29 protein-coding genes are annotated in these 25,641 nt (G+C 33.9%); 4 read left to right on the plus strand and 25 right to left on the minus strand.

Going from position 1 to position 25,641, the window contains the following annotated elements; genetic code table 11:
- Nucleotides 1-5 precede the first annotated feature (5 nt).
- The 19 genes from D4A81_RS10285 to ppdK all read right to left on the minus strand — a co-directional run bounded on the left by D4A81_RS10285 (nucleotide 6) and on the right by ppdK (nucleotide 16,279).
- On the minus strand, nucleotides 6-1,196 hold the full coding sequence (locus D4A81_RS10285; protein WP_111524949.1) for a substrate-binding domain-containing protein: 1,191 nt from the start codon (nucleotides 1,194-1,196) through the stop codon (nucleotides 6-8).
- Between the two features lie 35 nt (nucleotides 1,197-1,231).
- On the minus strand, nucleotides 1,232-2,044 hold the full coding sequence (locus tag D4A81_RS10290; protein WP_111524948.1) for a sugar phosphate isomerase/epimerase family protein: 813 nt from the start codon (nucleotides 2,042-2,044) through the stop codon (nucleotides 1,232-1,234).
- A 199-nt stretch (nucleotides 2,045-2,243) separates the two neighbouring features.
- Nucleotides 2,244-2,966 carry a ThuA domain-containing protein gene (locus D4A81_RS10295; RefSeq protein WP_172621802.1) on the minus strand — a complete coding sequence of 241 codons (723 nt, stop codon included), beginning with the start codon at nucleotides 2,964-2,966 and terminating at the stop codon, nucleotides 2,244-2,246.
- A complete protein-coding gene (locus D4A81_RS10300; RefSeq protein WP_111524946.1) occupies nucleotides 2,966-4,033 on the minus strand; it encodes a Gfo/Idh/MocA family protein in 1,068 nt (355 codons plus the stop codon). The genes D4A81_RS10295 and D4A81_RS10300 overlap by 1 nt, the downstream gene beginning before the upstream one ends.
- 408 nt (nucleotides 4,034-4,441) lie before the next feature.
- Nucleotides 4,442-4,711, minus strand: coding sequence for a hypothetical protein (locus tag D4A81_RS10305; RefSeq protein WP_111524945.1), 270 nt, complete (start codon nucleotides 4,709-4,711; stop codon nucleotides 4,442-4,444).
- 652 nt (nucleotides 4,712-5,363) lie between these two features.
- Nucleotides 5,364-6,629: a WG repeat-containing protein gene (locus D4A81_RS10310; protein ID WP_242977667.1), complete on the minus strand. Its 1,266-nt coding sequence runs from the start codon at nucleotides 6,627-6,629 to the stop codon at nucleotides 5,364-5,366.
- Entirely contained in the window at nucleotides 6,580-7,101 is a 522-nt protein-coding gene (locus D4A81_RS13530; protein ID WP_242977666.1) for a hypothetical protein, read from the minus strand. The genes D4A81_RS10310 and D4A81_RS13530 overlap by 50 nt, the downstream gene beginning before the upstream one ends.
- On the minus strand, nucleotides 7,058-7,447 hold the full coding sequence (locus D4A81_RS10315; protein ID WP_242977664.1) for a hypothetical protein: 390 nt from the start codon (nucleotides 7,445-7,447) through the stop codon (nucleotides 7,058-7,060). Before D4A81_RS10315 ends, D4A81_RS13530 begins: the two co-directional genes overlap by 44 nt.
- A 122-nt stretch (nucleotides 7,448-7,569) precedes the next feature.
- Complete coding sequence (locus tag D4A81_RS10320) at nucleotides 7,570-7,968, minus strand: hypothetical protein (RefSeq protein WP_242977662.1); 399 nt, start codon at nucleotides 7,966-7,968, stop codon at nucleotides 7,570-7,572.
- Between the two features lie 197 nt (nucleotides 7,969-8,165).
- A complete protein-coding gene (locus D4A81_RS10325; protein ID WP_242977661.1) occupies nucleotides 8,166-8,543 on the minus strand; it encodes a hypothetical protein in 378 nt (125 codons plus the stop codon).
- Nucleotides 8,544-8,602: 59 nt separating this feature from the next.
- Nucleotides 8,603-10,072, minus strand: coding sequence for a hypothetical protein (locus D4A81_RS10330; protein WP_111524944.1), 1,470 nt, complete (start codon nucleotides 10,070-10,072; stop codon nucleotides 8,603-8,605).
- Between the two features lie 39 nt (nucleotides 10,073-10,111).
- A complete protein-coding gene (locus tag D4A81_RS10335; protein ID WP_111524943.1) occupies nucleotides 10,112-10,435 on the minus strand; it encodes a hypothetical protein in 324 nt (107 codons plus the stop codon).
- A 273-nt stretch (nucleotides 10,436-10,708) separates the two neighbouring features.
- Nucleotides 10,709-11,257 (minus strand): hypothetical protein, encoded by a 549-nt coding sequence (locus D4A81_RS10340; protein ID WP_111524942.1) that lies wholly within the window; start codon nucleotides 11,255-11,257, stop codon nucleotides 10,709-10,711.
- Nucleotides 11,223-11,498, minus strand: a complete 276-nt coding sequence (locus D4A81_RS10345; RefSeq protein WP_111524941.1) for a hypothetical protein — start codon at nucleotides 11,496-11,498, stop codon at nucleotides 11,223-11,225. Before D4A81_RS10345 ends, D4A81_RS10340 begins: the two co-directional genes overlap by 35 nt.
- 105 nt (nucleotides 11,499-11,603) lie before the next feature.
- Nucleotides 11,604-11,993: a hypothetical protein gene (locus D4A81_RS10350; protein ID WP_146247001.1), complete on the minus strand. Its 390-nt coding sequence runs from the start codon at nucleotides 11,991-11,993 to the stop codon at nucleotides 11,604-11,606.
- A gap of 123 nt (nucleotides 11,994-12,116) precedes the next feature.
- Nucleotides 12,117-12,386, minus strand: coding sequence for a hypothetical protein (locus D4A81_RS10355; protein WP_146247000.1), 270 nt, complete (start codon nucleotides 12,384-12,386; stop codon nucleotides 12,117-12,119).
- A complete protein-coding gene (locus D4A81_RS10360; RefSeq protein ID WP_119808305.1) occupies nucleotides 12,383-12,715 on the minus strand; it encodes a hypothetical protein in 333 nt (110 codons plus the stop codon). The genes D4A81_RS10355 and D4A81_RS10360 overlap by 4 nt, the downstream gene beginning before the upstream one ends.
- A 246-nt stretch (nucleotides 12,716-12,961) precedes the next feature.
- The gene (locus D4A81_RS10365) at nucleotides 12,962-13,414 is read right to left on the minus strand and encodes a DUF6075 family protein (protein WP_111524937.1); all 453 of its coding nucleotides are present in this window, start codon (nucleotides 13,412-13,414) and stop codon (nucleotides 12,962-12,964) included.
- A gap of 231 nt (nucleotides 13,415-13,645) precedes the next feature.
- A complete protein-coding gene (gene ppdK, locus D4A81_RS10370; RefSeq protein ID WP_111524936.1) occupies nucleotides 13,646-16,279 on the minus strand; it encodes a pyruvate, phosphate dikinase in 2,634 nt (877 codons plus the stop codon).
- Between the two features lie 398 nt (nucleotides 16,280-16,677).
- Between ppdK and D4A81_RS10375 the strand changes: the two genes are divergently transcribed.
- From D4A81_RS10375 to D4A81_RS10390, 4 genes are all read left to right on the plus strand, one after another.
- Entirely contained in the window at nucleotides 16,678-17,889 is a 1,212-nt protein-coding gene (locus D4A81_RS10375; protein ID WP_111524935.1) for an FprA family A-type flavoprotein, read from the plus strand.
- A gap of 211 nt (nucleotides 17,890-18,100) precedes the next feature.
- Nucleotides 18,101-18,697, plus strand: a complete 597-nt coding sequence (locus D4A81_RS10380) for an AzlC family ABC transporter permease (RefSeq protein WP_242977659.1) — start codon at nucleotides 18,101-18,103, stop codon at nucleotides 18,695-18,697.
- Nucleotides 18,690-19,019, plus strand: a complete 330-nt coding sequence (locus D4A81_RS10385; protein ID WP_111524933.1) for a branched-chain amino acid transporter permease — start codon at nucleotides 18,690-18,692, stop codon at nucleotides 19,017-19,019. The genes D4A81_RS10380 and D4A81_RS10385 overlap by 8 nt, the downstream gene beginning before the upstream one ends.
- 62 nt (nucleotides 19,020-19,081) lie before the next feature.
- Complete coding sequence (locus D4A81_RS10390; protein WP_111524932.1) at nucleotides 19,082-20,359, plus strand: glutamate-5-semialdehyde dehydrogenase; 1,278 nt, start codon at nucleotides 19,082-19,084, stop codon at nucleotides 20,357-20,359.
- Nucleotides 20,360-20,450: 91 nt separating this feature from the next.
- On the opposite strand, the gene D4A81_RS10395 is transcribed toward D4A81_RS10390, so the two are convergent.
- From D4A81_RS10395 to D4A81_RS10420, 6 genes are all read right to left on the minus strand, one after another.
- Nucleotides 20,451-21,647, minus strand: a complete 1,197-nt coding sequence (locus tag D4A81_RS10395; protein ID WP_111524931.1) for an N-acetylmuramoyl-L-alanine amidase family protein — start codon at nucleotides 21,645-21,647, stop codon at nucleotides 20,451-20,453.
- A gap of 111 nt (nucleotides 21,648-21,758) precedes the next feature.
- Nucleotides 21,759-22,331: a DUF1836 domain-containing protein gene (locus D4A81_RS10400; RefSeq protein WP_111524930.1), complete on the minus strand. Its 573-nt coding sequence runs from the start codon at nucleotides 22,329-22,331 to the stop codon at nucleotides 21,759-21,761.
- A 260-nt stretch (nucleotides 22,332-22,591) separates the two neighbouring features.
- Nucleotides 22,592-22,840 (minus strand): hypothetical protein, encoded by a 249-nt coding sequence (locus D4A81_RS10405; protein WP_111524929.1) that lies wholly within the window; start codon nucleotides 22,838-22,840, stop codon nucleotides 22,592-22,594.
- A gap of 56 nt (nucleotides 22,841-22,896) precedes the next feature.
- Nucleotides 22,897-23,208, minus strand: a complete 312-nt coding sequence (locus tag D4A81_RS10410) for a hypothetical protein (RefSeq protein WP_111524928.1) — start codon at nucleotides 23,206-23,208, stop codon at nucleotides 22,897-22,899.
- Nucleotides 23,209-23,664: 456 nt separating this feature from the next.
- Nucleotides 23,665-24,867 (minus strand): cofactor-independent phosphoglycerate mutase, encoded by a 1,203-nt coding sequence (locus D4A81_RS10415; protein ID WP_111524927.1) that lies wholly within the window; start codon nucleotides 24,865-24,867, stop codon nucleotides 23,665-23,667.
- Nucleotides 24,868-24,884: 17 nt separating this feature from the next.
- Entirely contained in the window at nucleotides 24,885-25,640 is a 756-nt protein-coding gene (locus D4A81_RS10420; protein WP_111524926.1) for an amino acid ABC transporter ATP-binding protein, read from the minus strand.
- Nucleotide 25,641 lies beyond the last annotated feature (1 nt).

A 25,641-nucleotide genomic window follows, 5' to 3' on the forward strand; every position in this document is an offset into this window, starting at 1 on the left:
TTTTCTTACTTGTCTGCTTCTACAAGCCAGCTAGGAGCATCTACATGATAAACAGCTTTATATGCATCAAGTACATTTTCCTTATCTACCATCATTGCAGGACATACAACATACTCTGGTGTGCTCTCTCCTATTAATGATAATGCTGCAAGTTTAGTCTCTGCAACACCCTGATCATAAGGCATCTGTGCACCTACGCCCACTACTGTGCCTTTAGCAATTTCAAGTGCGATATTGTTTCCAAGGTCAATTGCTACTAAAGCAATTTGTCCTTCTTTTCCTGCAGCTCTTACAGATGAAAGTATTCCTTCCATAGGTATATCCCATGAAGCATAAATTCCATCAATATTAGGGAACTGAGTTAATATAGCATCAGCCTGCTCATTACAGCCATTCTCATCTGTAAATCCTTGTTCTACTACAATCTCAATATTTGGGAATTCACTTTTTAAAGTATCTCTGAAGCCAGCATCTCTCTGATTTGTAACAAAGAAATCTGCATCATAGTATACCATTCCAACTTTTCCGCTACCGTTTAACTTGTTACCAAGCAATCTTGCAGCAACAACTCCGTTTCCATAGCTATCAGCAGATACACAAGATACATAATCTTTTCCGCCCACCATATCTTCCATAGCATTATCCATAAATACTACTTTAATTCCTGAATCTATTGCTCTCTTGTAAGCATCAGCAGTAGCCACAACATCAGTTGGTATAGAAATTATTGCATCAGGTTTTAATGCCATTACTGTTTCTATATCTGATACCTGCTTTTCAGCTGAAAAGTTAGCATCTGTTACTGCTACAACTTCCATATTCAAATCTGCACAAGTAGCCTTTATAGCATCTAACTGTGCTGTAGCCCAGTCATTTCCGCCATAGTGCATACAAATAGCAACCTTAAAGTTTCCGGCCTTTATAGCTTCCTTTTGTTCATCACTTATAGTTATTGTATTTGCATCAACTCCCGTCTCACCATGTGGACCTTTAGTCAATATTTGACTGTCTCCATCTGACTTCTGTGCATCTCCCTCTGTCTTTTGAGCACTTTCTGCGGTACTCTCATCTTTAACTGTCTGTTCTGCCGCTGACTGGCCTGCTTCAGTCTTACTACTATCTCCACCTTGTGCACATCCTGTTGCATTTAGCACCATCGCTGCAAGTGCTATTGCTGTTAACGCTTTAATTCTCATTTTATACTTTTCTCCTTAATTCTTTATTTTATATTTTATACAAGTTTGTTCTTTAAAAATTCATATGAAATTCTGCAAGCTTCCTTTGCATCACCTGCATATCCATCCACTTCTACAAGCCAATCACCATCATAACCTCTGGATTTAACATATGAAATAACTCCATCTAAGTCAACTCTTCCTGTTCCAAGTGGTGCAAATCCCTCATCATTAAGATCTTTTAAATGTATCAATGCGATTCTGTCATAATACTTTTTAATAAACTCAAGTGGATCATATCCTCCAGCTAAAAGATGTGCAACATCCGGACAAACCTTAATATTTGAATATGCCAAAAGCTCATCTATTTCCTTTGGACTCTCTGCAATTGATCCAAGATGTGGATGGAAACATGCAACCAAGCCATACTTATCAGTAATTTTCTCTAACTCCTCAAGTCCTTCAGATAAAAGTTTTGTATCTCCCGGTCTGATTCCACCTGTTCTTATTGCTCCTCCACAAATTACCAAATAAGTAACTCCTGCTTCCTTAGCTGCCTTACACACTTCCTCAACATGAGCCATCTCATCTTCCAAAGCATCTTTATAAATAAAATTGGCACCAATGCATACACTCATCATCTGCACATCTGCACTCTTCATCATGTCCTTAAGGCTGTCAATATTATCTGCATAGTTAGTCAAATTTCCATCAAGAACCTCGATATGCTCAAATCCAATCTCACGAATTGCCTTCATAGCTTCTAAATCATCGCACATTGTTAAATATCTAATGTCTTTAACACTTGTTACCCCTGCTCCTGATCCTACTAAAGGTCCAAATGCATTTGTCATATAACCTAATCTCATACATATCCTCCATTTGTATTTTTTTAATATTTTCTAATATTATTTGCGCAAATTTTTTAGTATCTTGTTTAATAAACATACTACTTTTCATTGTTTTTTATCAGTATTGTTTGTTTATTATTTATAATATTCGCTATATCTTTGAATATTTTATCCAATAGTGTTTACAGCTCATTTATATTCGAACTATAGATTTTTATTATCCTAAATTTATTTTTGGATACTCTTCGCACCTAATCTCTTCTCTTTCTTTTGTAGGTGCAACCCACAAAACCGCATTACTAATCACTTTCAAAACTGTAGAGTTGTAATAGGCCAAATTGGTATCATGTCCTGGATGAAAGTAGAAAACCTTTCCAAATCCCCTCTGCCATGTGCAGCCACCTCTAAATATGTTTCCTCCGGAAAACCAAGTAGTAAAAACAACATCATCAGGCTTCGGAATATCAAAGAATTCTCCGTACATTTCTTCCTCTTCTAAATCGAAAAATTCCGGTATTCCTCTTGCAATTGGATGTGAAGGAGTAGTAGTCCATACACGTGCGAAGTCTCCAAAACGATACTTTAATGTACAGCTTGTACCCATAAGTCTTTTGAATACTTTACTCAGATGAGCCGAATGTAGTACAATAAGGCCCATTCCTTTCATCACTCTGTTACATATTCTTTCTACTATCTCATCCGGAAAAACATCATGGCTACGATGTGCCCAGAAAACAAGTACGTCTGTTTCATTCAATGTCTCTTCAGTAAATCCGAATTCTTCTATATCACTGTTTAAACATACAATTTCACAATCATTAGCAGATGTTAATTCTTTTTTTATCCCACCGGCTATTTCAGCAGCAATACCATTTGGATAAACCTCACGTACCCTTTCTTCCTTTTCGTGCAATTTCTCATCCCAGACAACAACACGCATTATAAACCTCCCTCAAACTTTATAACTTCGTTTTTCTCTGAAGATTCCCAAACTGCTTCAAGTACCTGCATCACACGGCGTATTTCAGAGTTCTTAATTATAAATTCCGTCTTTCCTTCTCTTGCATCTCTATAATTTTCGAAAAATTCAATATGTTCATTATTTGCAATAGGAAGCTCCTCTGTTATAAGAATGTCTTTGTCAATTTGACCAAATGAACGGGTAGGTCCTGCAAAGGTCATAGTTGTCTCTCCAGGAACATTTGTAAGAAGACGAGTTGTCTTTACAATTTTTCCATTTGGGAAAAATCCATCTGAGTAAGCACTTCCCTTGTCACCACCAATAAACCAATGATGCTCAAACCAGTTTTCTTTATCGCCTAAAAAATATGTTCCAAGCTCTATTTCTGCACGAATATTATTCTGGAACTTAATATCAATTTTAAAATAATCATCAACTTCAAAATTAATTACATTCCTTACTTGAGCATAAACGGACTCAACTTTTGACGGTACCATCCATAATATCTGATCAATTAAGTGAACGCCCCAATCGTAAAGCATTCCACCACCATATTTTTTATATACATGCCAGTCATGCATATTTCCATTTATTCCATATAACATTGACTGAATCGTATATACATTGCCCAGTGTATTCTGATCATAAATATTTTTCATTGTCCTATAATCTTTATCATAACGCCTTTGATGATGAATTGTGAAACCAACTCCATATTTCTCACATATCTGTATCATTTCATCATATTCTTTTACACTAAGAGCAACCGGTTTTTCACAGATTATATTTTTTCCTGCTTTTGCAGCCTTTTCTACCATTTCTCTATGCTTATGGTTTTCAACTACAATCAATACAGTATCAATCTCTTCATTTTCAAGTAGCCTATCTGCGTTTGTATATTTAATTACTCCCGGAGTTGAGGCGTCGTCCATTCTTGACTCATCAATATCACAAATCCCAACTAATTCCATGCCTTGCGTCTGTGCAATCTTCAGCTCATGTTTATGCCCCATGTAACCAAAACCTATAATACCAAATTTAATCACTGGTAGAGCTCCTTTCAAAACATCTCTTTTTGTTAAAATATTTACGTAAATATTCTTTTTATCTCTTATCTCGTTGTCCCTATTATTCCATATTTATGGTCATAAAGTCAATGAAATTCCTATATATTATCATTTTTCTATGTTTTAACTAATTTTTACTATAATTCTTTATTTTCAGAATTTTATTTACGTAAATTTTGTTATAAAAAAGGAATAACTCCTAATAAAAGGGGTTATTCCCAAACATTAAATAAGTGAAAGCAATAAATGCTTTCCCTCCAAAGTATATATTTTTAATTTTATCCACTAGGTTTTATTTCAAATACTTAGACATTAATACCCATACATCCATTTTTCTTACTTTTTCAAATTCTTCTTTACTAACAATAGTTTCATGCGAACCTTCTACTACAACTTTCCATCATTTAGCTTTCGTAGTGCATGATATAGATCATTGATTCTCACTTTAGTTTCAATGATTTTTTCAATATCCACATCTTCATCTACAATGGAATTCAAATCAATCTTGTAATCCTCATACCCGTAAACCTTATGTTTTTTATCTGATTTATTTAAATAAGCCTCATGATTGACTTGCTTCTTATATGCTTTATATATTTCATCGGATACATATATCTTTTCACATTTTACATAGATATATTTTCTATCATCTGTCATTTGTAAAATCCTCCTTTTTATCCAAAGTTTCAAATCCGATTTTTTGAACAAAAAAGGAGGACTCCTGCATTTTGGCATGCGAAATCCTCTTTCTTTTTCCATTAAGTTCGAAATGAATTTCTCTTTATTTTTTCTTTGGTTCATCTCTTTCTCATATCACCACGCAACACTAATTTGCAGTACCTGTCAAACTTATGCATGACGGCCTTTTCATTTACGGAAGACTATTGCCCCATTCGAGTTCACCTCCTCCGTTCTTAGTTAAATATATTTCCTTTCGCCTATATACCCATTTAAGCACATAAAAAATCTGAATTTTTGAGAAATCTCAAGAAATAAAAAAACACTTGAAAAGCATCTCTACTGTCCAAGTATTTTTCCAAAACTTTTATATTCTATTTTTATAAACCATGATTCCAATATATTTCATACATAGTATCAATTTCCAACTATATGTTCAGTATGGTAATTATAATTTATAAATTTATGATAATCATTTTCATCTTTAAAGGTATCATTCCAATAAAACACATCACCATAATTCCTATGTGTTTTTATACCCTTAATAGTCCTCTCAATGATTAACTATTTTTTATATTTTGAAATATCAAATGATATAACTTTGGTCTTTTTTACATAGCCATAATATATTTCATTTTATTCTAACTATGCCATAGTTCATATCTGTTCCATTCTTTATGTCAGCAACTATCATATATTCTCCATATATGTCTTCTATGTAATCAAATATTGGTTTTAATACTTCCTCTCCCTCTAAATTCAAAAGACCATACTTTCTAATCTTCATACTTGAATCTGAATAAATGTAGCCAATCATTGCTGAATGTTCTTTATAATATTTTGCTTTTGAAACAAAAAACAAGGAATTACCTCGAAAAATATTTTCTCCATTCTTCCCTATAACAGATACTAAATCTTTTGTTACAAAGGCTTTTCCATCATGAAATTCACCAATAATTAAAGAAACTCCACTTATAGCACTGTATGAGTAAAAAGGAATCACAATGTCTCCCGTAGTATCTATGTAGGCCCATGCAATATAACCGTCATCCAAATAATTATTAATTGCAACAGCAGCAAGACCTTCACTAAAATTATGTGCATCATCATATTTGCACTCAATTACCTCTTTACCATTTTTGTCTATATAGCCCCATTTATCTTGCCTTTTTACAGCAGCAAAACCTTCATGTAAATCACTAATTTCATCATAAAAAGTATTTGTTACTACAATTCCTTTATTGTTTATAAAAGTCCATTTATCCCCCTGCTTAACAGCTGCCAAGCCCTCATGAAAATCCATTACTTCATCATATTGAAAGTCTATTACTATATTTTCATTTATATCTATAAACCCCCATTTATTATCCTTATCCATAACCGCAGCATAATTTTCATAAAATAAATGTACATCATAAAAATTAAAATCAATAACCTGATTGAAGTTTTTATCTATGAATCCCCACAAACCCTTAAGCTTAACTGCTGATAAACCATCTTTAAAAGAATATATGTTTTCATAAGTTTTATCCGATAACTTGTTACCTGCTTTGTCAACATAGAAAAAAGAAGAATTTTTATTTGCAATAAATACATTTTCTCTATCAAAATCAATATCATCAAAAAGCGGATACTCATAGATATCTTTGGTACTTGCATCAATAATACAAACTTCTCCACTGTTCTTATAAAATTTAAATAAGTTCCCCTCTAAAAAACTTATATCTTTATATAAACTTGGTTTGATTACCCACTCCCATTGAGTATTTGTTTTATTAATTAAATTTGATACCATAGTACTAGAAAATATTAGAAACAAAGCAAATATTAAAAGTGAGATTTTTTTTCTATTTAGTAAATAATTGTGCCTCTCCTTCCCTTCTGTCCTTATAATCATATTTAATATTACCCCCTTTGCTATTTATAAATAACTCTTTTATTTTTTTCGGATCATATTTTCCATTGTTATTTATAATATAATCTCTAAGTTCTTTCACTTTTATAAGTTTTTCGGCCTCTACTTGTGTCATACGAACATCTTTTTTCACTATTTCCCCAGTGCTACTTCTTGTTAAAAATCTATTGAACATATCCAAATCATTTTTTTCTGAAAAATCATATCCATAGCCAATAGTATAACTATCTGGTGAACTATTAATTCTTACTTCTAAAAAAGGACTTCCTTCGTACTTTATGATTAAATCTTTTGTAGTTTCATCATACCCTATACCATTTTTATTATTAATAACCCCTTCAGCATCTGCCCAATGCATTTTCCCGCTGTTCTTATCTTGAACCCAACCTGACGCCAACATATCACCACTACTATGGAAATAATAAATTTTTCCATCCTTTTTCTGCCTCTCCATTCTGATTCAGATACTTCCACTTACCTGTATTTTCATCTTTCACCCAGCCTACTTGTAATGATACTCCTGATACCATAGTTTTTGGTTTCAACTCTGTCGTAGCAGCTCCCGTATGTACTCCTGAGATTGCTCCTCTGTATAGGCTATCTGCAAATAGAGTATTAACATTTCCATTTTTCCAATTTGCCGGATTAAACGCCTCACTGCTGCCGACTACAACCGGTATACTTCCCAATGCTACTTGTGCTATATATGTTTTTATAACTTCCGATTCCGTTCCTTTCGGTGTATCTGGTGTACCTATAGAAGGAATAGCTCCCAGTGCCGCCTGCCATGCTCTGCTCATATCTACTTTTGGAAGTTTATTTGTTTGTGATTTCGCATACTCTCCGGTTTCATTACCTATAAAAACTGTTTTTTGGCTACTTATATCAATATTTCTTTTATCTTTAATGATGTTTTACCCATTTATCTGCCTCCCTGATATTGACTGACTGTTTTGATAACCTCCAATGCCGCTCTTTCCCATTCTTTTCTGTCTTTATACATACAGCTGAAAATCCCCTGTACCAAATTATTCCCTGTACATGCAATATACATTATGTTATAAGCCTCATCATCTATTCCATAACTTTGAAAGTCAAATCTGTGTATGATGACATCTTTTTCCACGTCTTCATTTTCTTCAAAAAACTCATAACTTGGGTTGGCATTTTTTATAAGTCCGGTTACCAGCCTTGTATCTTGGTCATTTCCCGAAATTCCAAGATCTGTAAAAGTGAAGTTTACAGACATATCAAGACTTGTATAAATCTCATCAGGTCTTTTTCCTGAGAAATACTTAACCTCTGCTATCTCGGGTAACATTGGAACAAAGTTTTCCGGTAACATGACACTTACTCTGTCATTAAAAAGCAGGGTTTTATTAAAATGAATTAACTCATTATTTATATATAAACCCTCATTTATACTACCGAAAGTATCCCTTCTTTATATTTGAAGTGCCTTAACTATATGCTCATCATAATATTCCATAAGTTCTATTACCTCTTTTAGTAAATTGTTTAATTCTTTTGGATACTTATATCCCCGTCTGCATTTATTTCCACCATTTCGAATTTAATTTTTACTTTCTTTCTTGCTGACATTATCAATGAATCAGATGAACTAAATGTCATGTTTTTGCCGGATGTACTCACCTTATTATCCGCTTTTAATTCTACTCCGTTATCTTTTATATACATTGTTTTACCGTCTTTTGTAACTATACCCTTTATTTCATTGGAAAAAGCTGACATATTTTCACATTCTATGGCAAATACATTTTTACTTTCATCCCTGTCTCCAAAATATACTTTTGCTTTTGCTCCTACTTCAGGTGTACAATACATGACGTTGCCTGTAACGGGCAGCCACTCAAGTCTATATCTTTTCTTTTCCAAACCGCTGTCCATGGAAAACTTTACAAATACATCCTCAGCTTTTACATCTACATATACAATTATTGAACCGGATCCACCGGTTTCATTACGACTTCTCCTGTATAATCTACAACAAGCATCGGATTTTTACCATCCTTATCAAATCTTGTTATACGTTGTTTATCTTCTCCTGCTATATAACTATATTCATATAAAAAAACATAGTTATCACTACAAAATAATTGTGGTATGTATGCACTTTCAGAATCCTTAATTCTACTGTATATCAATCTGATAGTGCCTGTGTTCATATCTGTAATAAAGAGCTTAGTTCTTTCTTCTTCATCCATAATTGACTCTCCATTAGATACACTATATAAAAAGTTGTCATTTACTTCATAATTTTCTATATAAGCATCATAATCTATAGGATACCTTGGCGTATTGATTATTTCATAGTCAATATTTGAGCCGTCTTTCGCCTTTTCTATATCTTCTGCTTTTATCCTAAGCATCACATACATATGAACCGTAAACTCTACTTTATCTTTTTCTTCTCTACTTACGCTTCCTGTATCGTTAAACTTAATTTTATCTATATAATTCTTATCTCTGTACAAAAACTCCATAGGTTGGTAAAAGTATATATATCCGTTTAATACTCTGTAATAATTAGGATTTTCTCTAAATAAACCTATACTTACTAAATCATATTCCTCCATATCTCTGTCTTTCATTATATCCCACTTGTCTGAATTACTCCTTATTTTATCATCCAGATTTTTTGCCCATATATCATAAGTCTCTACTATATTAGTTGTATTGTTACGATCCCAGCTTGAAGCTTCTTTATAATACCGAAATGTAGTCAGCTCTTTTTGCTTATATTTTACTTTATTCCATCCAAACAGATAATGATATGGGACATCTACTCCTATACCTGGCCCATAACTTGCCTCTCTTATTATACGCATGCTGTATTCATTAAATACAACACTACCGACTCCTCCCAATCTTATTTGATCATAATAAATCTTAGATGAATAAATCTTTATACCATCTAAAGTATATTTACTAAGTATATCTCCATTAAACAAGTATATATACTTGCCATCTATATAGTTTCTGTCTCCCTCTCCATTAATTACAGGCTTTATCCCACCATTTATATTTTCCAATTGCTTTTTATCTATATCTCTACTCATCTTGCATATTCCGAACATATCCTTACAAAGGAAAAAGATATCCGAATTATTTTCCATAATTGAGCCTATATAATTTGAGCCTGAATATACCTCATCTACTGCTTTGCCCTCATTATCCATATACATTAGTCTACCATTATACACAAAATATATACCGTCTTCCACTTGACATACATTACCCATACTCTTTACAGTAATATTTTTATTATCTGTAAAAAATTTTTTCCTAATAACCGCCGGATATTTGTCAGCAGGGATATACATAAAATCACATAGCGAAAGTGCAAAATATCCTGCAATAATAAAGCATAAACCTATAATCCATACTTTCTTTTTATTTTTCATATTGCTCCCTTAGATATCTTCCTGAATATTATTTATATTTTAATTTCTTCTCAACAATTCACCAAACAGGGTGTCCATATTTATACTGGTAGCTGTGCAACAATTAAATTTTTCTATACTTATTTTTTCTCCGTCCAATAACACATTCACTTCTACCTCAACTAACTTTTGCTCTTTTTTAGTTTCACCTTCTACGCTCAGCCGCTTCAGATTTTTTAATATTCCCATTCCTGTTTCTACACCATCAATATCTACTCCTGGAATTTTCCTAATTGAAATTGTTGTTGTAAGTGCCTTTATCAATTGATTTATCCTTTCATAAGTTGTGCCCTTTACATTATCACCCAATTCTAATATTTCCAATAGGCATTCCTCTTTTTTACTATTCTTGTCTTTAAGATAGATCTTACCTATATTATCTAGGAAAGTATATATTATTTTTTCAGTCTCTTTTCCCGGAAGTATATATAAACAAAAGAATGGTAATCTTTTCCTATATTGGCATATATAATGTATGCTTTAAGAGACTTTATTAATTGCATCAAACTGTCTCCCGATTGTTCATATGCTATCTCATCAAATTTATTCTGTAATGTCTCTTCTGCCTTTTGAGCAGCAAAGCTTCCGATATCTTTTTTATAAAGGTTTCATCACTATTTCCCCATTCTCATCTATTACCAAAACGGGGCTGCTGCCATCTCGGTTAATCCTTGTAATACAGGTCTTTTCATAATCATTACTATATTCATATATGAAAATATACTCATCTGTACAAAAAATCTCAGGTTCTGATTGTTCTGAAAAAAAAACTTTCTTTTTATAAATCTCCTTAGATAAACCTGTATCACTATCTATAGAAAATACATATAAGTTTTTATCTCCTTTTTCATTGTCCAAAGGATCATTATATAATAAGTATAATGTTTTGCCTTTAATTACAATCCCTTCTACAATAGCATTATCTCTCAAACTTGTATCTATAATTTCATACTTAATGTAGGATTTATCAGAAGCGTTTTTAATATCGTCCACCTTAATTTTAAATATTTTATATTCATCTGTTTCATACATTACCTTACCTATTTCTTCACTTATTAGCTCCCTGAAACTGTTTTTTGAGAATTTTTCTTTATATTCTCTATCTCTGTAATTAATCACCTGCATTCCCAATATATATATACCCATCAGAAACTTCTAACAATTCTCTAGCATATAAGTTTATACTCTGCAAATTATAGTTATCAATATTTCTATCCGTTGCATCTGTTGATATTCTTTTCCTTGCGGTTTCATCTACTTTTTCTGCAAATGAATCGTATGGTAAAATATCTTCTTCTCTATAAGAATTCCACTCTGCAGGTGGCAAATAATACCTTAAAAGTTTTAGTCTGGGTATTTGATACTTTATCTTATTTATGTCAAACATATAATAGCTTGGAACATTTATTTCTAAACCGCCATGACCGTCCACCGAAAAAACATAATCATCAAATATAATATTGTTGAAAGGTGAAATATATTCTAATTTATTTTAAAAAATTCTTTTTCCATTTAAATCATATTTCTCATAATCAACCTTGTTATTTAATATATATATATTTTTGTCTTCCAAATATATATCGCCCCATGTGCTAAGTATCTTTACTCTCTCTCTACCAGAGATTGCATTATAAATATTTGAATTATTATCATATAAAAGAATATCTTTATCTTTTACTAAAATTCCTACAATATCATTAGGTAGTTTACATATTTCCTTTACCTTATCATCTGTATCCTCTATATACATTAATCTGTCTTTATAAACAAAATATTCTGCATTTTCTCCTTGTTCTACTTTTTTAATTATTTTACCACCTGTATTATCGTCATGAACTACTATTTTTTCTTTCAGCCAATGCTTGTTTGCAGATACATACATAAAGTCAAAATTAGGTAGTACAAAAACTAATAAAACAGATATTAGCACTATTAAAAAAACTATTGCAACTCATACTTTTACTTTCCTTTTCATAGCTATTTAATCTCCAGTTTTAAACTTGTTCTATTCTAAAATCATGGTAAATAATTTACTAATATATACATATTTATTTGTTCCTGAAAGAAATGAAGTGTTCTTTATATCAATTTCTCCATTTACAGTCTGAACTTCTACCAAATATGTTTTTTCCTTATATATTAATTCACCTAGCATATCCAGCAGTTCCATTCCTGTAGAAACAATACTCTCCCCATCTTCTACTCCAAATATCCTCCCATTTGTCATAGTATCCAAAGTTAATGCTGATATTAGACAATCTATTTTCAACTTCAAAGGTTTATCTGATATTTTTTTAATTCTAATATATCAATAAAACATCTTTTTTCTTGAGATCTCTTATTCCTTCTTATATAGATTCTACTTATATTATTCATAAAGTTATTAATTAAAATTTCTGTCTCACTACTTGGAAATACTTGATAGTTAAAAGAGTCTGCATTTCCATCATTATTTGCAAATATGGTATAAACTTTAAGCTTACTAAATAGATCTCCCAAATCTTTTCGAGACTGCTCATATCTTTTCAGTCTGCTCTGATCTATTATCTTTGGCATCTTGATATTCGGTATCAACACTTCCTCTCCGTCTTCCATCTTCTCCAAACCGTAGGTTCCCCCCTGTTTCTCGAACAGATTCTCTTTGACTATCGGGGTGTAGGTTTCTTCCTCCAAAAGATATTACCTGTCCGCCAGTATTACTGTTTCTTTCATCAGCCAAGCCTCCTTTATTTTCTTCATTATTTATTGTTTCGGTACTTTTAACGGTTTCGTTTACAGTATTATTATAACGCTCCTTATCTGTCTTTGTCCGCTCTTTTATCTCTATTTCTTTAAGTTTTTCTCTCTCACCTATCCTCCTATAAAGTTATAATTAGCGTAGTCAGGATAGCGAATCTGTATCGCTTGCCAAAAGAATGGTGCATAAGTACAGCAAAACAAGTCTTCTACTGTATACTTCATACACTCATCCATCTGTTCTTCCGGTTCTTTATAATCATCTACACTTGGTGTAGTGTTACAATAAAGGTTAAATGCCAGTCTCACCACCTTCATACTGCTACCTGTTTGCCACCCCTCACACAAACACTCGGTCTTTATATCACCGGTCTTAAAATCATAAATACTGTTAATATTTCTTCTCGTATCAGGGCTGATACCCAGACAATAGCAAAGTGCCTTATGGTAGGCATCTTGTTTCCTTACTTCTTTTAGTTTTTCATAGTAGAATTTTTCATGTGCCTCGCTAATAAATATAATAGACCGTTTACTATTATTTTCTGCACTTAACGCTGTGCTCTTCATATTGAACCTCCTTATAGATATAAAAAAAGAACAAACACTTATAAAAAGTGCTTATTCCCAAACATTAAACAAGGGAAAGCAATAAATGCTTTCCCTCGCCAAACTTATATATAGACTTTTACTTCAATATCTTTAAATCTGTTTGCCTTTGTGTACTCAGGATGCTCAGCCATAAATGCCTGCACATCCGCTCGCCTCACCGTTAAGCTGCAAAAATAAATATATTGCTGCCTAATTCCTCTTTTCCGCAATCGCTGCCTGTGCTGCTGCAAGTCTTGCAATTGGCACTCTAAATGGTGAACATGACACATAGTCAAGGCCGATCTTGTGGCAGAACTCAACTGATGAAGGATCTCCACCGTGCTCGCCGCAGATACCTACGTGAAGCTCAGGTCTTGTCTGCTTTCCAAGCTCGATAGCCATCTTCATAAGCTTACCAACTCCAACCTGGTCAAGCTTAGCAAACGGATCGTTCTCGAAGATCTTTCTGTCATAGTAAGCATTGAGGAACTTACCTGCATCATCTCTTGAGAAACCGAATGTCATCTGTGTAAGGTCGTTTGTACCGAAGCAGAAGAATTCAGCCTGCTTAGCAATCTCATCAGCTGTAAGACATGCTCTTGGGATCTCAATCATTGTACCAACTTCATACTTGATGTTTGAGCCTGCTGCCGCAATCTCCTCATCTGCTGTCTTAACAACGATATCCTTAACGTACTTAAGCTCCTTAGCGTCAGATGAAAGCGGAATCATGATCTCCGGCTTAAGGTTCCAATCAGGATGAGCCTTAGCTACATTGATAGCAGCTCTGATAACAGCCTTTGTCTGCATTACCGCAATCTCAGGATATGTTACTGCAAGACGAAGTCCTCTGTGTCCCATCATCGGGTTGAACTCGTGAAGTGAAGCGATGATAGCCTTAATCTGTGCTACGCTCTTGCCCTGAGTCTTTGCAAGCTTCTCAATCTCAGCTTCCTCTGTAGGAACGAACTCATGAAGCGGCGGATCAAGGAATCTGATTGTAACAGGATTACCCTCAAGTGCCTCGTAAAGCTTCTCGAAATCTCCCTGCTGTACAGGTAAAATCTTCTCAAGAGCTTTCTCTCTCTCTTCTACTGTATCTGAACAGATCATCTCTCTGAATGCGTCAATTCTGTCGCCCTCAAAGAACATATGCTCTGTACGGCAAAGTCCGATACCCTCTGCACCAAGCTCTCTTGCTTTTCTTGCATCCTCAGGTGTATCTGCGTTTGTACGAACTTTAAGTCTTCTATACTTGTCAGCCCATCCCATGATTCTTCCAAACTCACCTGCGATCTGAGCTTCCTGAGTTGGAATAGCACCATCATAAACATTACCTGTTGTACCGTCAAATGAGATAACATCTCCCTCGTGGAATGTCTTTCCGCCAAGCTCGAACTTCTTGTTCTCCTCATCCATAATGATCTCTGAAAGACCTGATACACAGCAAGTACCCATACCACGAGCAACAACAGCTGCGTGTGATGTCATACCACCACGAACTGTAAGGATACCCTGTGAAGCCTTCATACCCTCGATATCTTCAGGTGATGTCTCAAGTCTTACAAGAACAACCTTCTTACCTGCATCAGCCCAAGCCTTTGCATCTTCAGCTGTAAATACAATCTGTCCGCTTGCAGCACCCGGTGAAGCAGCAAGACCCTTACCTATAGGTGTAGCCTTCTTAACAGCCTCTGTATCAAATGTTGGGTGAAGAAGTGTATCAAGGTTTCTTGGCTCTATCATAGAAACAGCCTTAGCCTCATCAATCATACCCTCATCTACAAGGTCACATGCGATCTTAAGTGCAGCAAATGCTGTTCTCTTACCGTTTCTTGTCTGTAACATGTAAAGCTTTCTATCCTCGATAGTAAACTCCATATCCTGCATATCTCTGTAATGATCCTCAAGCTTATGGCAAATCTCAACGAACTCATCATATACAGCAGGCATTACTTCCTTCAACTGATCGATATGCTGTGGTGTACGAACACCTGCAACAACGTCCTCACCCTGAGCGTTCATAAGGAACTCACCCATGAGCTTCTTCTCACCTGTAGCAGGATCTCTTGTAAATGCAACACCTGTACCTGATGTATCACCCATGTTACCGAATGCCATCATCTGTACGTTAACTGCTGTACCCCATGAATATGGAATATCATTGTCACGACGATAGATATTTGCACGTGGGTTATCCCATGAACGGAATACAGCCTTAACGGCAGCCATAAGCTGTTCCTTAGGATCTGAAGGGAAATCTGAACCGATTTTTGACTTATACTCAGCCTTGAACTGATTTGCAAGTTCCTTCAAATCTTCAGCTGTAAGGTCAACGTCCTGTGTAACTCCCTTTTTCTCTTTCATCTGGTCGATAAGAACCTCAAAATACTTCTTACCAACTTCCATAACTACGTCTGAGAACATCTGGATAAATCTTCTGTAGCAGTCATAAGCCCATCTTGGGTTACCTGACTTTGCAGCTAGAACCTCTACAACCTCTTCGTTAAGACCGAGGTTAAGAATTGTATCCATCATACCCGGCATAGATGCTCTTGCACCTGAACGAACAGAAACTAAGAGAGGATTTTCCTTATCACCGAATTTCTTTCCTGTGATCTCTTCCATCTTAGTAATATTCTCCATGATTTGACCCATGATCTCATCATTTATCTTCTCGCCGTCCTCATAGTACTGAGTACATGCCTCTGTTGTAATTGTGAATCCCTGAGGTACAGGTAAACCGAGATTTGTCATCTCTGCAAGGTTTGCACCCTTACCACCCAAAAGATTTCTCATTGTTGCGTTACCTTCTGTAAAAAGGTATACCCACTTATTTGCCATACGTAAAAACCTCCATATGTATTTTACTGTGTTTTCCGTCCATTATTATACCATATTCATATAATATAGCAAAGCATAAAAAAGAAAATTATTTACCTTTTACAGAGATTTTTTGATACTTTACTACCAAAAAGATGTAAATAGTAAATTTTAACAAATTCTTGTATACAGTATTCCGTCTGTTTAAGTCAATTTTTAACTTTATACCTATTAATCAAACCTTTGTATACCCATAATAATCCAAAAACTCACAGCAAAATAAAACTTTATAAAATTGTATATTATAAAAATCTTGCATTTAAAAACTTTTGCATTATACTATAATTTGAAATAAAACGATAAGGTATTTAATATAGTAGCTTTGGCTACTTTAACTATGCAATGTATATGGAGGAATTATGCATCAGGAACAATGTATTAAGGACAATTTATATTATGTTGGAGGCAGCGATAGAAGACAGAGACTTTTCGAGAATGCTTATCCTATTCCAAATGGAATGGCTTACAACTCATATATTATATTGGATGAAAAAACTATACTCTTTGACTCAGTTGATAAAACTGTTGAAGATGTGTTCTTTGAAAACTTAAAAGCAACACTTGGTGACAGACCCCTTGACTATGTAGTAATAACACATATGGAACCTGACCACGCCGCTACTTTGGGCGATCTTTTAAATATTCATCCTGAAATGATGATAGTTGGTAATGCTAAGATAAAGGCAATGATTGGCCAGTTCTTTGACTTCTCTTTAGACCACAGATTTATGGAAGTAAAAGAAGGTGACACATTAAGCACAGGCGAACATACATTTAAGTTCTATTTTGCACCCATGGTTCACTGGCCTGAGGTAATGATGGTATATGATGAGAAGTCAAAAGCACTTTTCTCTTCAGATGCTTTCGGTTGTTTCGGTGCACTTTCAGGAAATATATTCGCAGATGAGTTAAACTATGAGTGTGAGTGGTACTCAGAATCAAGAAGGTATTATGCAAATATTGTAGGAAAATTCGGCTTGCAGGTTATGAATATTTTAAAGAAACTTGCCGCTCTGGATATAGAGCTTATCTGTTCACTCCATGGTCCTATATATAGAACAAAAGAGGATATCCTTGCCTGCATCAAAAAGTACCAGACATGGGGTTCTTATTCTCCCGAAGATGAAGAGGTAGTTATATTCTCAGGATCTGTTTATGGACATACAGAAGATTTTTCCACATTGCTTGCAACCTTAGTAGCTCAAAGAGGAATAAGAAATACAAAGGTACTTGATATTTCTGCTATTGATGTATCTTACCTGCTTTCAGAGGCTTTTAGAGCAAAGGTACTTGTATTTGCTTCTTCTTCTTACAATGGTGGACTCTTCACTCCAATGGAAAACTTCCTTATGGACCTTGTAGCACATAATTTCCAGAACAGAGATGTTTTTGTAGTGGAGAACGGTTCATGGGCACTCACAGCCGGCAAAACCATGCGTGAGATTATAGGACAATTAAAGAATGTCAATATCTCAGAAGAGACTATCAGTATCAAATCACTTCTTACTAAAGATCAGTACGCTGATGCGGTTGCAATGGCAGATAAGATTGTAGAATATTTGAAAAAATAATATAATTTATTTCTATGTATACCTGCTTAGTTGGGTATACATTTTTTATTGATTTTTTCGAAATCCGGTAGTAAAATGAGGTTTCATTTTCTTTTAAAGGAGTTTTAATGGCTAATAAAAAAAGATAAAAGCCGCTTTCTTTGCGGCATTTCCAAACACCATACCTATTTTAGCCGGATTTTTATTCTTAGGTATTGCTTATGGTATCTACATGAATCAATCTGGTTTTAAATTTTACTACCCTATGTTTATGAGCTTTGTAATTTTTGCAGGTTCTGTAGAATTTGCAACCGTTTCCTGGTTACTTGGAAGCTTTGATCCTATAAATATATTCTTTCTGACACTTATGATAAATGCCAGACATTTATTCTATGGTCTGTCAATGCTGGAAAAATATAATATCCCAGGTTGGAAGAAACTGTATTTAATTTATGGCATGTGTGATGAGTCCTTTTCTATAAATGCTACAATAGATATTCCAAAAGACATTGATAAAGGCTGGTTTATGTTCTTTGTAACTATGTTAAATCATATGTATTGGGTTGCCGGTGCCACTATAGGCGGAATATTCGGAAGCTTCATACCTTTTGGCACTAAAGGAATAGAGTTTGTGATGACTGCACTCTTTGTTGTTATCTTCCTTGAAAACTGGCTTAAAGAAAAAAATCATACTGCATCTTTTATTGGTCTTTTTGTATCCATTGTATGTCTGTCAGTTTTTAAAGTTTCGAACTTTATTATACCTTCAATGTTTATAATACTTGCCACACTTACATTACTTAGAGTGAGGTTACAACAATATGAGTAAATTACAACGAATAATTATAATAGCTCTTGTAGCATTTGCCACAATGATCACCAGATTTTTACCATTTATAGCCTTTCCGGCAAATAAGGAAACTCCTTCCTATGTAAAATATCTTGGCAAGGTTTTACCTGCTGCAGTACTTGGACTTTTAGTAATATATTCACTAAAAGATGTATCAATATTTAATGAATATCATGCTATTCCTGAATCCGTAAGTATTGCGGTTATTGTATTATTACATTTTTGGAAAAGACAAATGATACTTTCTATCTCTATAGGAACAATACTTTATATGTTATTGGTCCAATTTATATTTAAATAAATTGCTTGCAATTATTCGGCGATTAATATATCTTTATATAAATAAATTAATTAAGGAGTACTATGAAAGAGATTGCAAAAAAAGTAAAATCAGACAGTTTTATCTTGATGGCAAGCAGCAATGATATAAGAAATAATTGTCTTCAAAATATTATAAAAAATTTGAATAGAGATAGAGAACATATTCTTTTAGAAAATCAAAAAGATATAGAAAATGCCAAGGCTGAAAATATATCAGCTTCCATACTCTCAAGACTTTTGTTTGACGAGCATAAGCTGGATACTGTTATAGCAGGTATCAATGATTTGATAAATATGGATGACCCTATAGGTAAGATCACTTTAAAAAGAGAGTTGGATGAGGGACTTATACTTACCAGAACCACAACTCCAATAGGTGTTATAGGAGTTATCTTTGAGGCAAGACCTGATGCCTTGGTGCAGATAGCTTCTCTATGTATCAAAAGCGGCAATGCAGCCATACTTAAGGGCGGTAGCGAGGCAAAACTTACAAATAGAGCATTATTTGAAAGTATCAAAGAAGCTATTTTAGAAGCAAATCTTCCTAAACATATACTTGTTCAACTGGAAGCTAGAAGTGATGTAGGTGAATTGCTCTCCTGCTCTGAATATGTGGACTTGCTGATACCAAGAGGATCAAACTCCTTTGTAAAATATATTATTGACAATACAAATATTTCTGTTATGGGGCATGCTGACGGTGTATGCCATACCTATGTAGATGAAGACTTTGACATCGAAAAATCTGTAAGGATATTAATAGATGCAAAGACTCAGTACCCTTCTGCATGTAATACTACTGAGACATTGTTGGTTCATGAAAAGGCTGTTTCGAATCTTTTACCTAAGCTGAATGAAGCTTTTAAAGCAGCAAGTATTAAGGTATATGCCGATATTGATGTTCTTTCATATTTTGATAATGCTACAGCTGCCAATGATAAGTCTTTTCACACAGAATATCTTGAAAAGACTATCAATGTAAAAACTGTAAAGGATATTGATGAAGCTATTGATCATATAAATACCTATGGTTCACATCATACAGATGCCATACTTACAAATATAGATTCAAATGCTGATTACTTTATGAGTAGAGTTGACTCTGCAAATGTATATAAAAACTGTTCCACAAGATTTGCTGACGGTTTCAGATATGGTTTTGGAGCTGAAGTAGGTATAAGTACAGGAAAGCTTCATGCCAGAGGTCCTGTAGGGCTTGAAGGGCTTTGTACCTACAAATACAAGCTTTATGGAAATGGCGATATCGTAGCAGACTATGCCGATGGAAATAAAGCATTTCATTTTAGAGACCTTAATTAGTCCCCAATAAACAAATTCATCATATTAGGATTTTATCAAATTCAAATAAATAAAGTTGCCAAAACCAATTTAGGATTTGGCAACTTTAATGCTATCTTACCCATGCTCCATTTGCACCAAGTCTAAATGAATCAACTGTAGTATTTGTAGCCATATATCCTGAACCAGGGTAGAAATAATACCACTTTCCACTGATCTGTGTCCATTTCTCACACATAGCACCGTTACTGTCAAGGTAATAATACTTTCCGTCACTGCTGTGAAGCCATGTATTGCTGAGCATCTTACCTCTTGGAACATCAGCATTTAGATAATACCACTTACCATTTGACTGCTGCCAACCCATTGTCATATGACCATACTCATTCATGTAGTAGTATTCTCCATCCACCTTTTGCCAACCTGTGAGCATTCTGCCTGCATCATCAAATAAATACCATTTATCAGAAATATACTCCCAACCACTTGTCTTTAGGCTTCCATCAGGGAATCTAAAATACCAGGTATCACCTGATTTATTCCACCCTACATTGTATCCGGGTTGATTTGTAGAGTTACTATTATTCTTTGAAACATTTGACTCATCCAGATAAAACTCATCCGAAGTTATCCACTCTGAATTTCTTCCATAGTCATTATCACCTTTGGCCACTGTTCTTATCTTGAACTTATATGTGCCCTTTTGAGTCATATCATTTTGAAAACTGTAGCTATTTCCCTTATAGTTTTCTACTCTTGTCACCTGTGTACTTCCACGAAGCAAAATAAGCTCATAATATCCGGATGTAGCAGATGGTTCATCCCACTTAGCATTACCTATACCATTGTCCTTCCACTCTACATCCTCCGGAGCTTCATATGTTCCCTTTATAGGATTCAACTTGATATTTACTATTAAATCTCCGTTTTTCTTAGATGAAGACAAATACTTTCCGCCATTTACATTTATATTTGAAGATGAATATGTTCCCTTAAATGAATATTCTCCGCTTGCTTCCAAAGTAAGCTTCATTTTTATCTCATCTCCTATATTAATATAATTTCTTCCACTTGTAATCTCGGCATCTACTATATTAAACCTGTCGGATGTAGTGTACACATTGATGTCTCCACCTGAATTGCTACCATAATTTACATCAAGAGCATCTGAATTATCTCCTATATTCAAGTCTGTATTAACTTTTATACTGACAGTACTTATTGTTTTGTTCGCAGCATAAACAGGCTTTGATAAAAGTGAACATAATAAAACAGTTCCTAAAATAGCTATTTTTTTAGCTAACCTCATACATTCCTCCTTATTTTATATCATACTTCTTATATGATACCTACTATAAGTATATGTAATTTGAGTGTCTATGTACAGTTAAACTTTTCTTACTTATTCATATCTTTTAACTCAAATTTTATTCAGAATATATTCAATAAGGTGTTGCTTAAAATAAATTTCCAAAACAATATCTGATAGAAAGGTAAATAACTCAACATTTTCATTGTTTTTGTCAAAACCGGAAATCTTACCCTTTGTATCTTCCAGCCTTCTTTTCAAATCACTGATAATTTCACTTTTTTTATCATCCTCTAAACTAAGTAAAATATCATACAGCTTAGACAATGAACCATCTTTCTTATCAAAGCTCTCATATATACTCAAGTCACATAGGCTTTTTATATCTGCAAATGAAAGCACATTCTTATAGAAATATATAAGAATCAGCAGCATTACATGGTCCTTTGTATATTTTTTCTTATCCGAAGGTGGCAGAAGTTTATTCTTTGTATAATTATTTATCATTGTTTTTGTAAGAAGCTTATCTTCCTCCTCTCGTTTAAAACTCTTAAGCTTCTCATCAATAAACCCTGTCATCTGATCCATATATAACGAAATATCAGGGATATCATCTGATCTTACAATATCCAATTCCTCCAAATGCTTTATCATATCATTTATGATTTCTATATTAGTTTTCATAACATTAGTATATAGTATTAAAAACTAGATATCAAGCAAAATCAAAGAGTGCTTTCAGGAAATGAAATTCGTAAGTAAGTGTAGTTTTATTCAAAAATTAACAGCATTATAAAAAACAGAATATCCTGACAAAACCACAAAGCTGAAACACCTTGTATTTTTCAGGATATTTTTCTTCTGTTTTGTAGTAAATAAAATAATTTATTTTACGACAGCCACTCTATTCTGATTCAATAAAATTAAGTAACTACTAAAACATATTATATTTCTTTTAAAAGCAAAATACTTTTTGTCAATGCAACTAATGATATAATGAAACTTACAATACTTAAACAAAATAATACCGGCTCACCTACAATAGAAACATTTGTTATATAATTCATATTACTCATTATTAAAATTGTTAATGATCGCAAAAGGAAATTTGCACTTAACAATATAACTGCACCCAAGAAAAATATTGCAAATATTACAAGTCCAAGCACTATCTTAAACTTATTTCTCTCCATACATACGCTCCATCTGTCACCATAAATGACCTATCCCCAAGCCTCATATATACCGTTTAATGAAATGGACCATATGGTTCTATTTCAGGATCTACATCTATCTCAGGAAGTTCAAATGATTTATCAACCTTTTCCAGTTCATTAAGCTCTTCTAAAATTTTATCAGATTGCTGCATGATTTGCGTATATACTTTCTTAGCATCATCACCGGAATAATAATAAAGTTTACCATTACCATCCGGAACAGCCACCATGACAACTTCACCTAATTCTTCATCTATTTCGCCGGCATAAACACTTAATCCTGATACTTCATTTACAAATAACAACGACAACAACAATAATAAAGCACAAATTATCTTTTTCATTCTATTACCTTTTTAATATTAAACATAAACACCGCTAAACGTTATAATGACAACATTCTTATTATATCTCCGTTTTTATACCTTTGAGGATTTATAGATTGCATAGCCTCCCTCATTTTAATATTATATTAAGCATTTTTATTATTGTTTAAAATAGTTTTCTCAACTCTTATTCTATTTATGTTAATAAAATAGCACTTTTTCTTATAAATGTAAATCAACTATTTATAATAACTTTTATTATGCGTTATGCATAATTTTTACCGTTTTATATCTAATACAATGATATTCTATATACGAAATACAAGTTTTATATATTCAAAAAAGAAGCAATATGATGGTGTTTTTATAAACTACCATAAATTGCTTCTTTGTGAAATAATTAGAAAACAAGTACTGTGAAATTATTAATTGATTACCTTAATAATAAATTTAAAATATTGCTTTATACCTAGCTTACAATTTATTATTGATAAACTTCTCTAAAAGCGTATATCCGTCCTCTATAAATATTCCGGATTCTATTGCATTCTTTTCTGTATAAGGTATTGCAATATCCCTCTCATCATTTGACCTATATATCTTAAAAGGAACCGGATCTGAGGAATGGGTTTTGGTCTCAATAGGTGTTGGATGATCCGGCATTATAAGCATGGCAAAGTCTTCATTTGCTTCTCTAAGTGCCTCACAAAGAGGTCCTACAACTCTTTCATCTATTCGCTCTACCGCTAATATCTTGCCTTCAGTATCTCCATGATGCCCACACTCATCCGGTCCTTCAAGATGAATATACAAGAAATCATTTCCATCCTCAAGCAAGATCTTTTTTGCAGCTGCCAGTTTTCCCTCATAGTTAGTATCCACTGTACCTGTTGCACCTTCTACATCAATGCTCTCCATTCCTGCACTGATACCGATACCCTTTATAAGGTCCACTGCTGAGATAACAGCACCCTTAAGTCCATTTTTCTTTTCAAAGTTTTCTACATTCGGCTTGGTACCCTCACCCCAAAGCCATATAGAGTTTGCAGGGTTTTTACCCTCAGCTTTTCTCTTTAAATTAACAGGATGATTCTTTAAAATACTATAGCTTCTTTCCATAAGAGATAAAATCTTATCGTTTTTTGGCAAGTATTCAACAATCGCTCTGTCTGATATATCATGTGGTGGCGTCAGATCAAGTCCGGTCTTTCCATTATCCCATATCAGACAATGTCTGTATGATATTCCCGGATAAAACTTAAATTCATCATCTCCAAGCTCTTTTTCTACTGCTTCTATAAGTTCTCTTGCCTCCTCAGTAGATATTTCACCTGCTGAATAGTCAAGCATTGTTCTTTCCTTTGAATCAGCTTCATCTGAGAGAGTAACAAGATTGCATCTTATTGCCACATCTGTTGCTTTCATATTTATACCTATACTTACAGCTTCAAGTGGTGACCTACCTGTATAGCACTCCAGCGGATTATATCCCATTACTGCCAAGTTTGCCACATCACTTCCCGGCTTTAACTCCTTCGGCACTGTTCTTGCCATACCAAGTACACCTTTAAAACCATCAATATTCGGCTTTTTAGCCACATCAAGTATGGTCTTATTCCCAAGCTCCGGAATATCTTTGTCTGCCATACCGTCTCCAAGTATAACTATGTATTTCATTTTATCCACCTTTTTGTTTATTTGCTCAATGCACCTATGAAGTTCTTTGTTCTTTCATTGTTTGATGCAAAAACCTCTTCAGGAGTACCATATTCCACTATTATTCCATCAGACATAAATATTACCTTATCTGATATTTCTCTCGCAAATGCCATTTCATGTGTGACGATCACCATTGCGATCTTTAGATCTGATAAAGACTTTATAACTCTAAGCACCTCACCTGTAAGTTCCGGATCAAGTGCTGATGTAGGCTCGTCAAAAAACAGTATCTTAGGATTGAGTGCCAAGGCTCTTGCAATAGCCACTCTCTGTGATTGCCCTCCTGAGAGCTGATAAGGATATGCTCCTGCTCTATCCTCAAGTCCCATCTTTTTCAATAAGGCAAAGGCCTCTTCCTTCACACTCTCCTTATCTCTTTTTTGTACTCTTATGGGGGCATCACAAATATTTTGCAATACATTCATATGAGGAAACAAATTAAAGTTTTGGAAAACAAGGCCAAAGTATTCTGAAATCTTTCTAAGCTTGGTCTGGCTCTCATAAACCGATTTGCCGTCAACACTCTTACATACCGCATTCCCACCATAGTCCAGTTCTCCGTCATCCATATCTTCCAACAATGTAGCACATCTTAAAAGTGTGGATTTTCCTGAGCCTGACGGACCTATAATACTTAAGATCTCACCTTCATTTACTTCAAGTGAAATACCCTTTAAAATCTCTACTCCATCAAAGGATTTTTTTACTGATTTCATACTTAATAATGACATA

The sequence above is a fragment of the Lachnoanaerobaculum umeaense genome (assembly GCF_003589745.1).
In the GTDB taxonomy this organism is placed as follows: domain Bacteria; phylum Bacillota; class Clostridia; order Lachnospirales; family Lachnospiraceae; genus Lachnoanaerobaculum; species Lachnoanaerobaculum umeaense.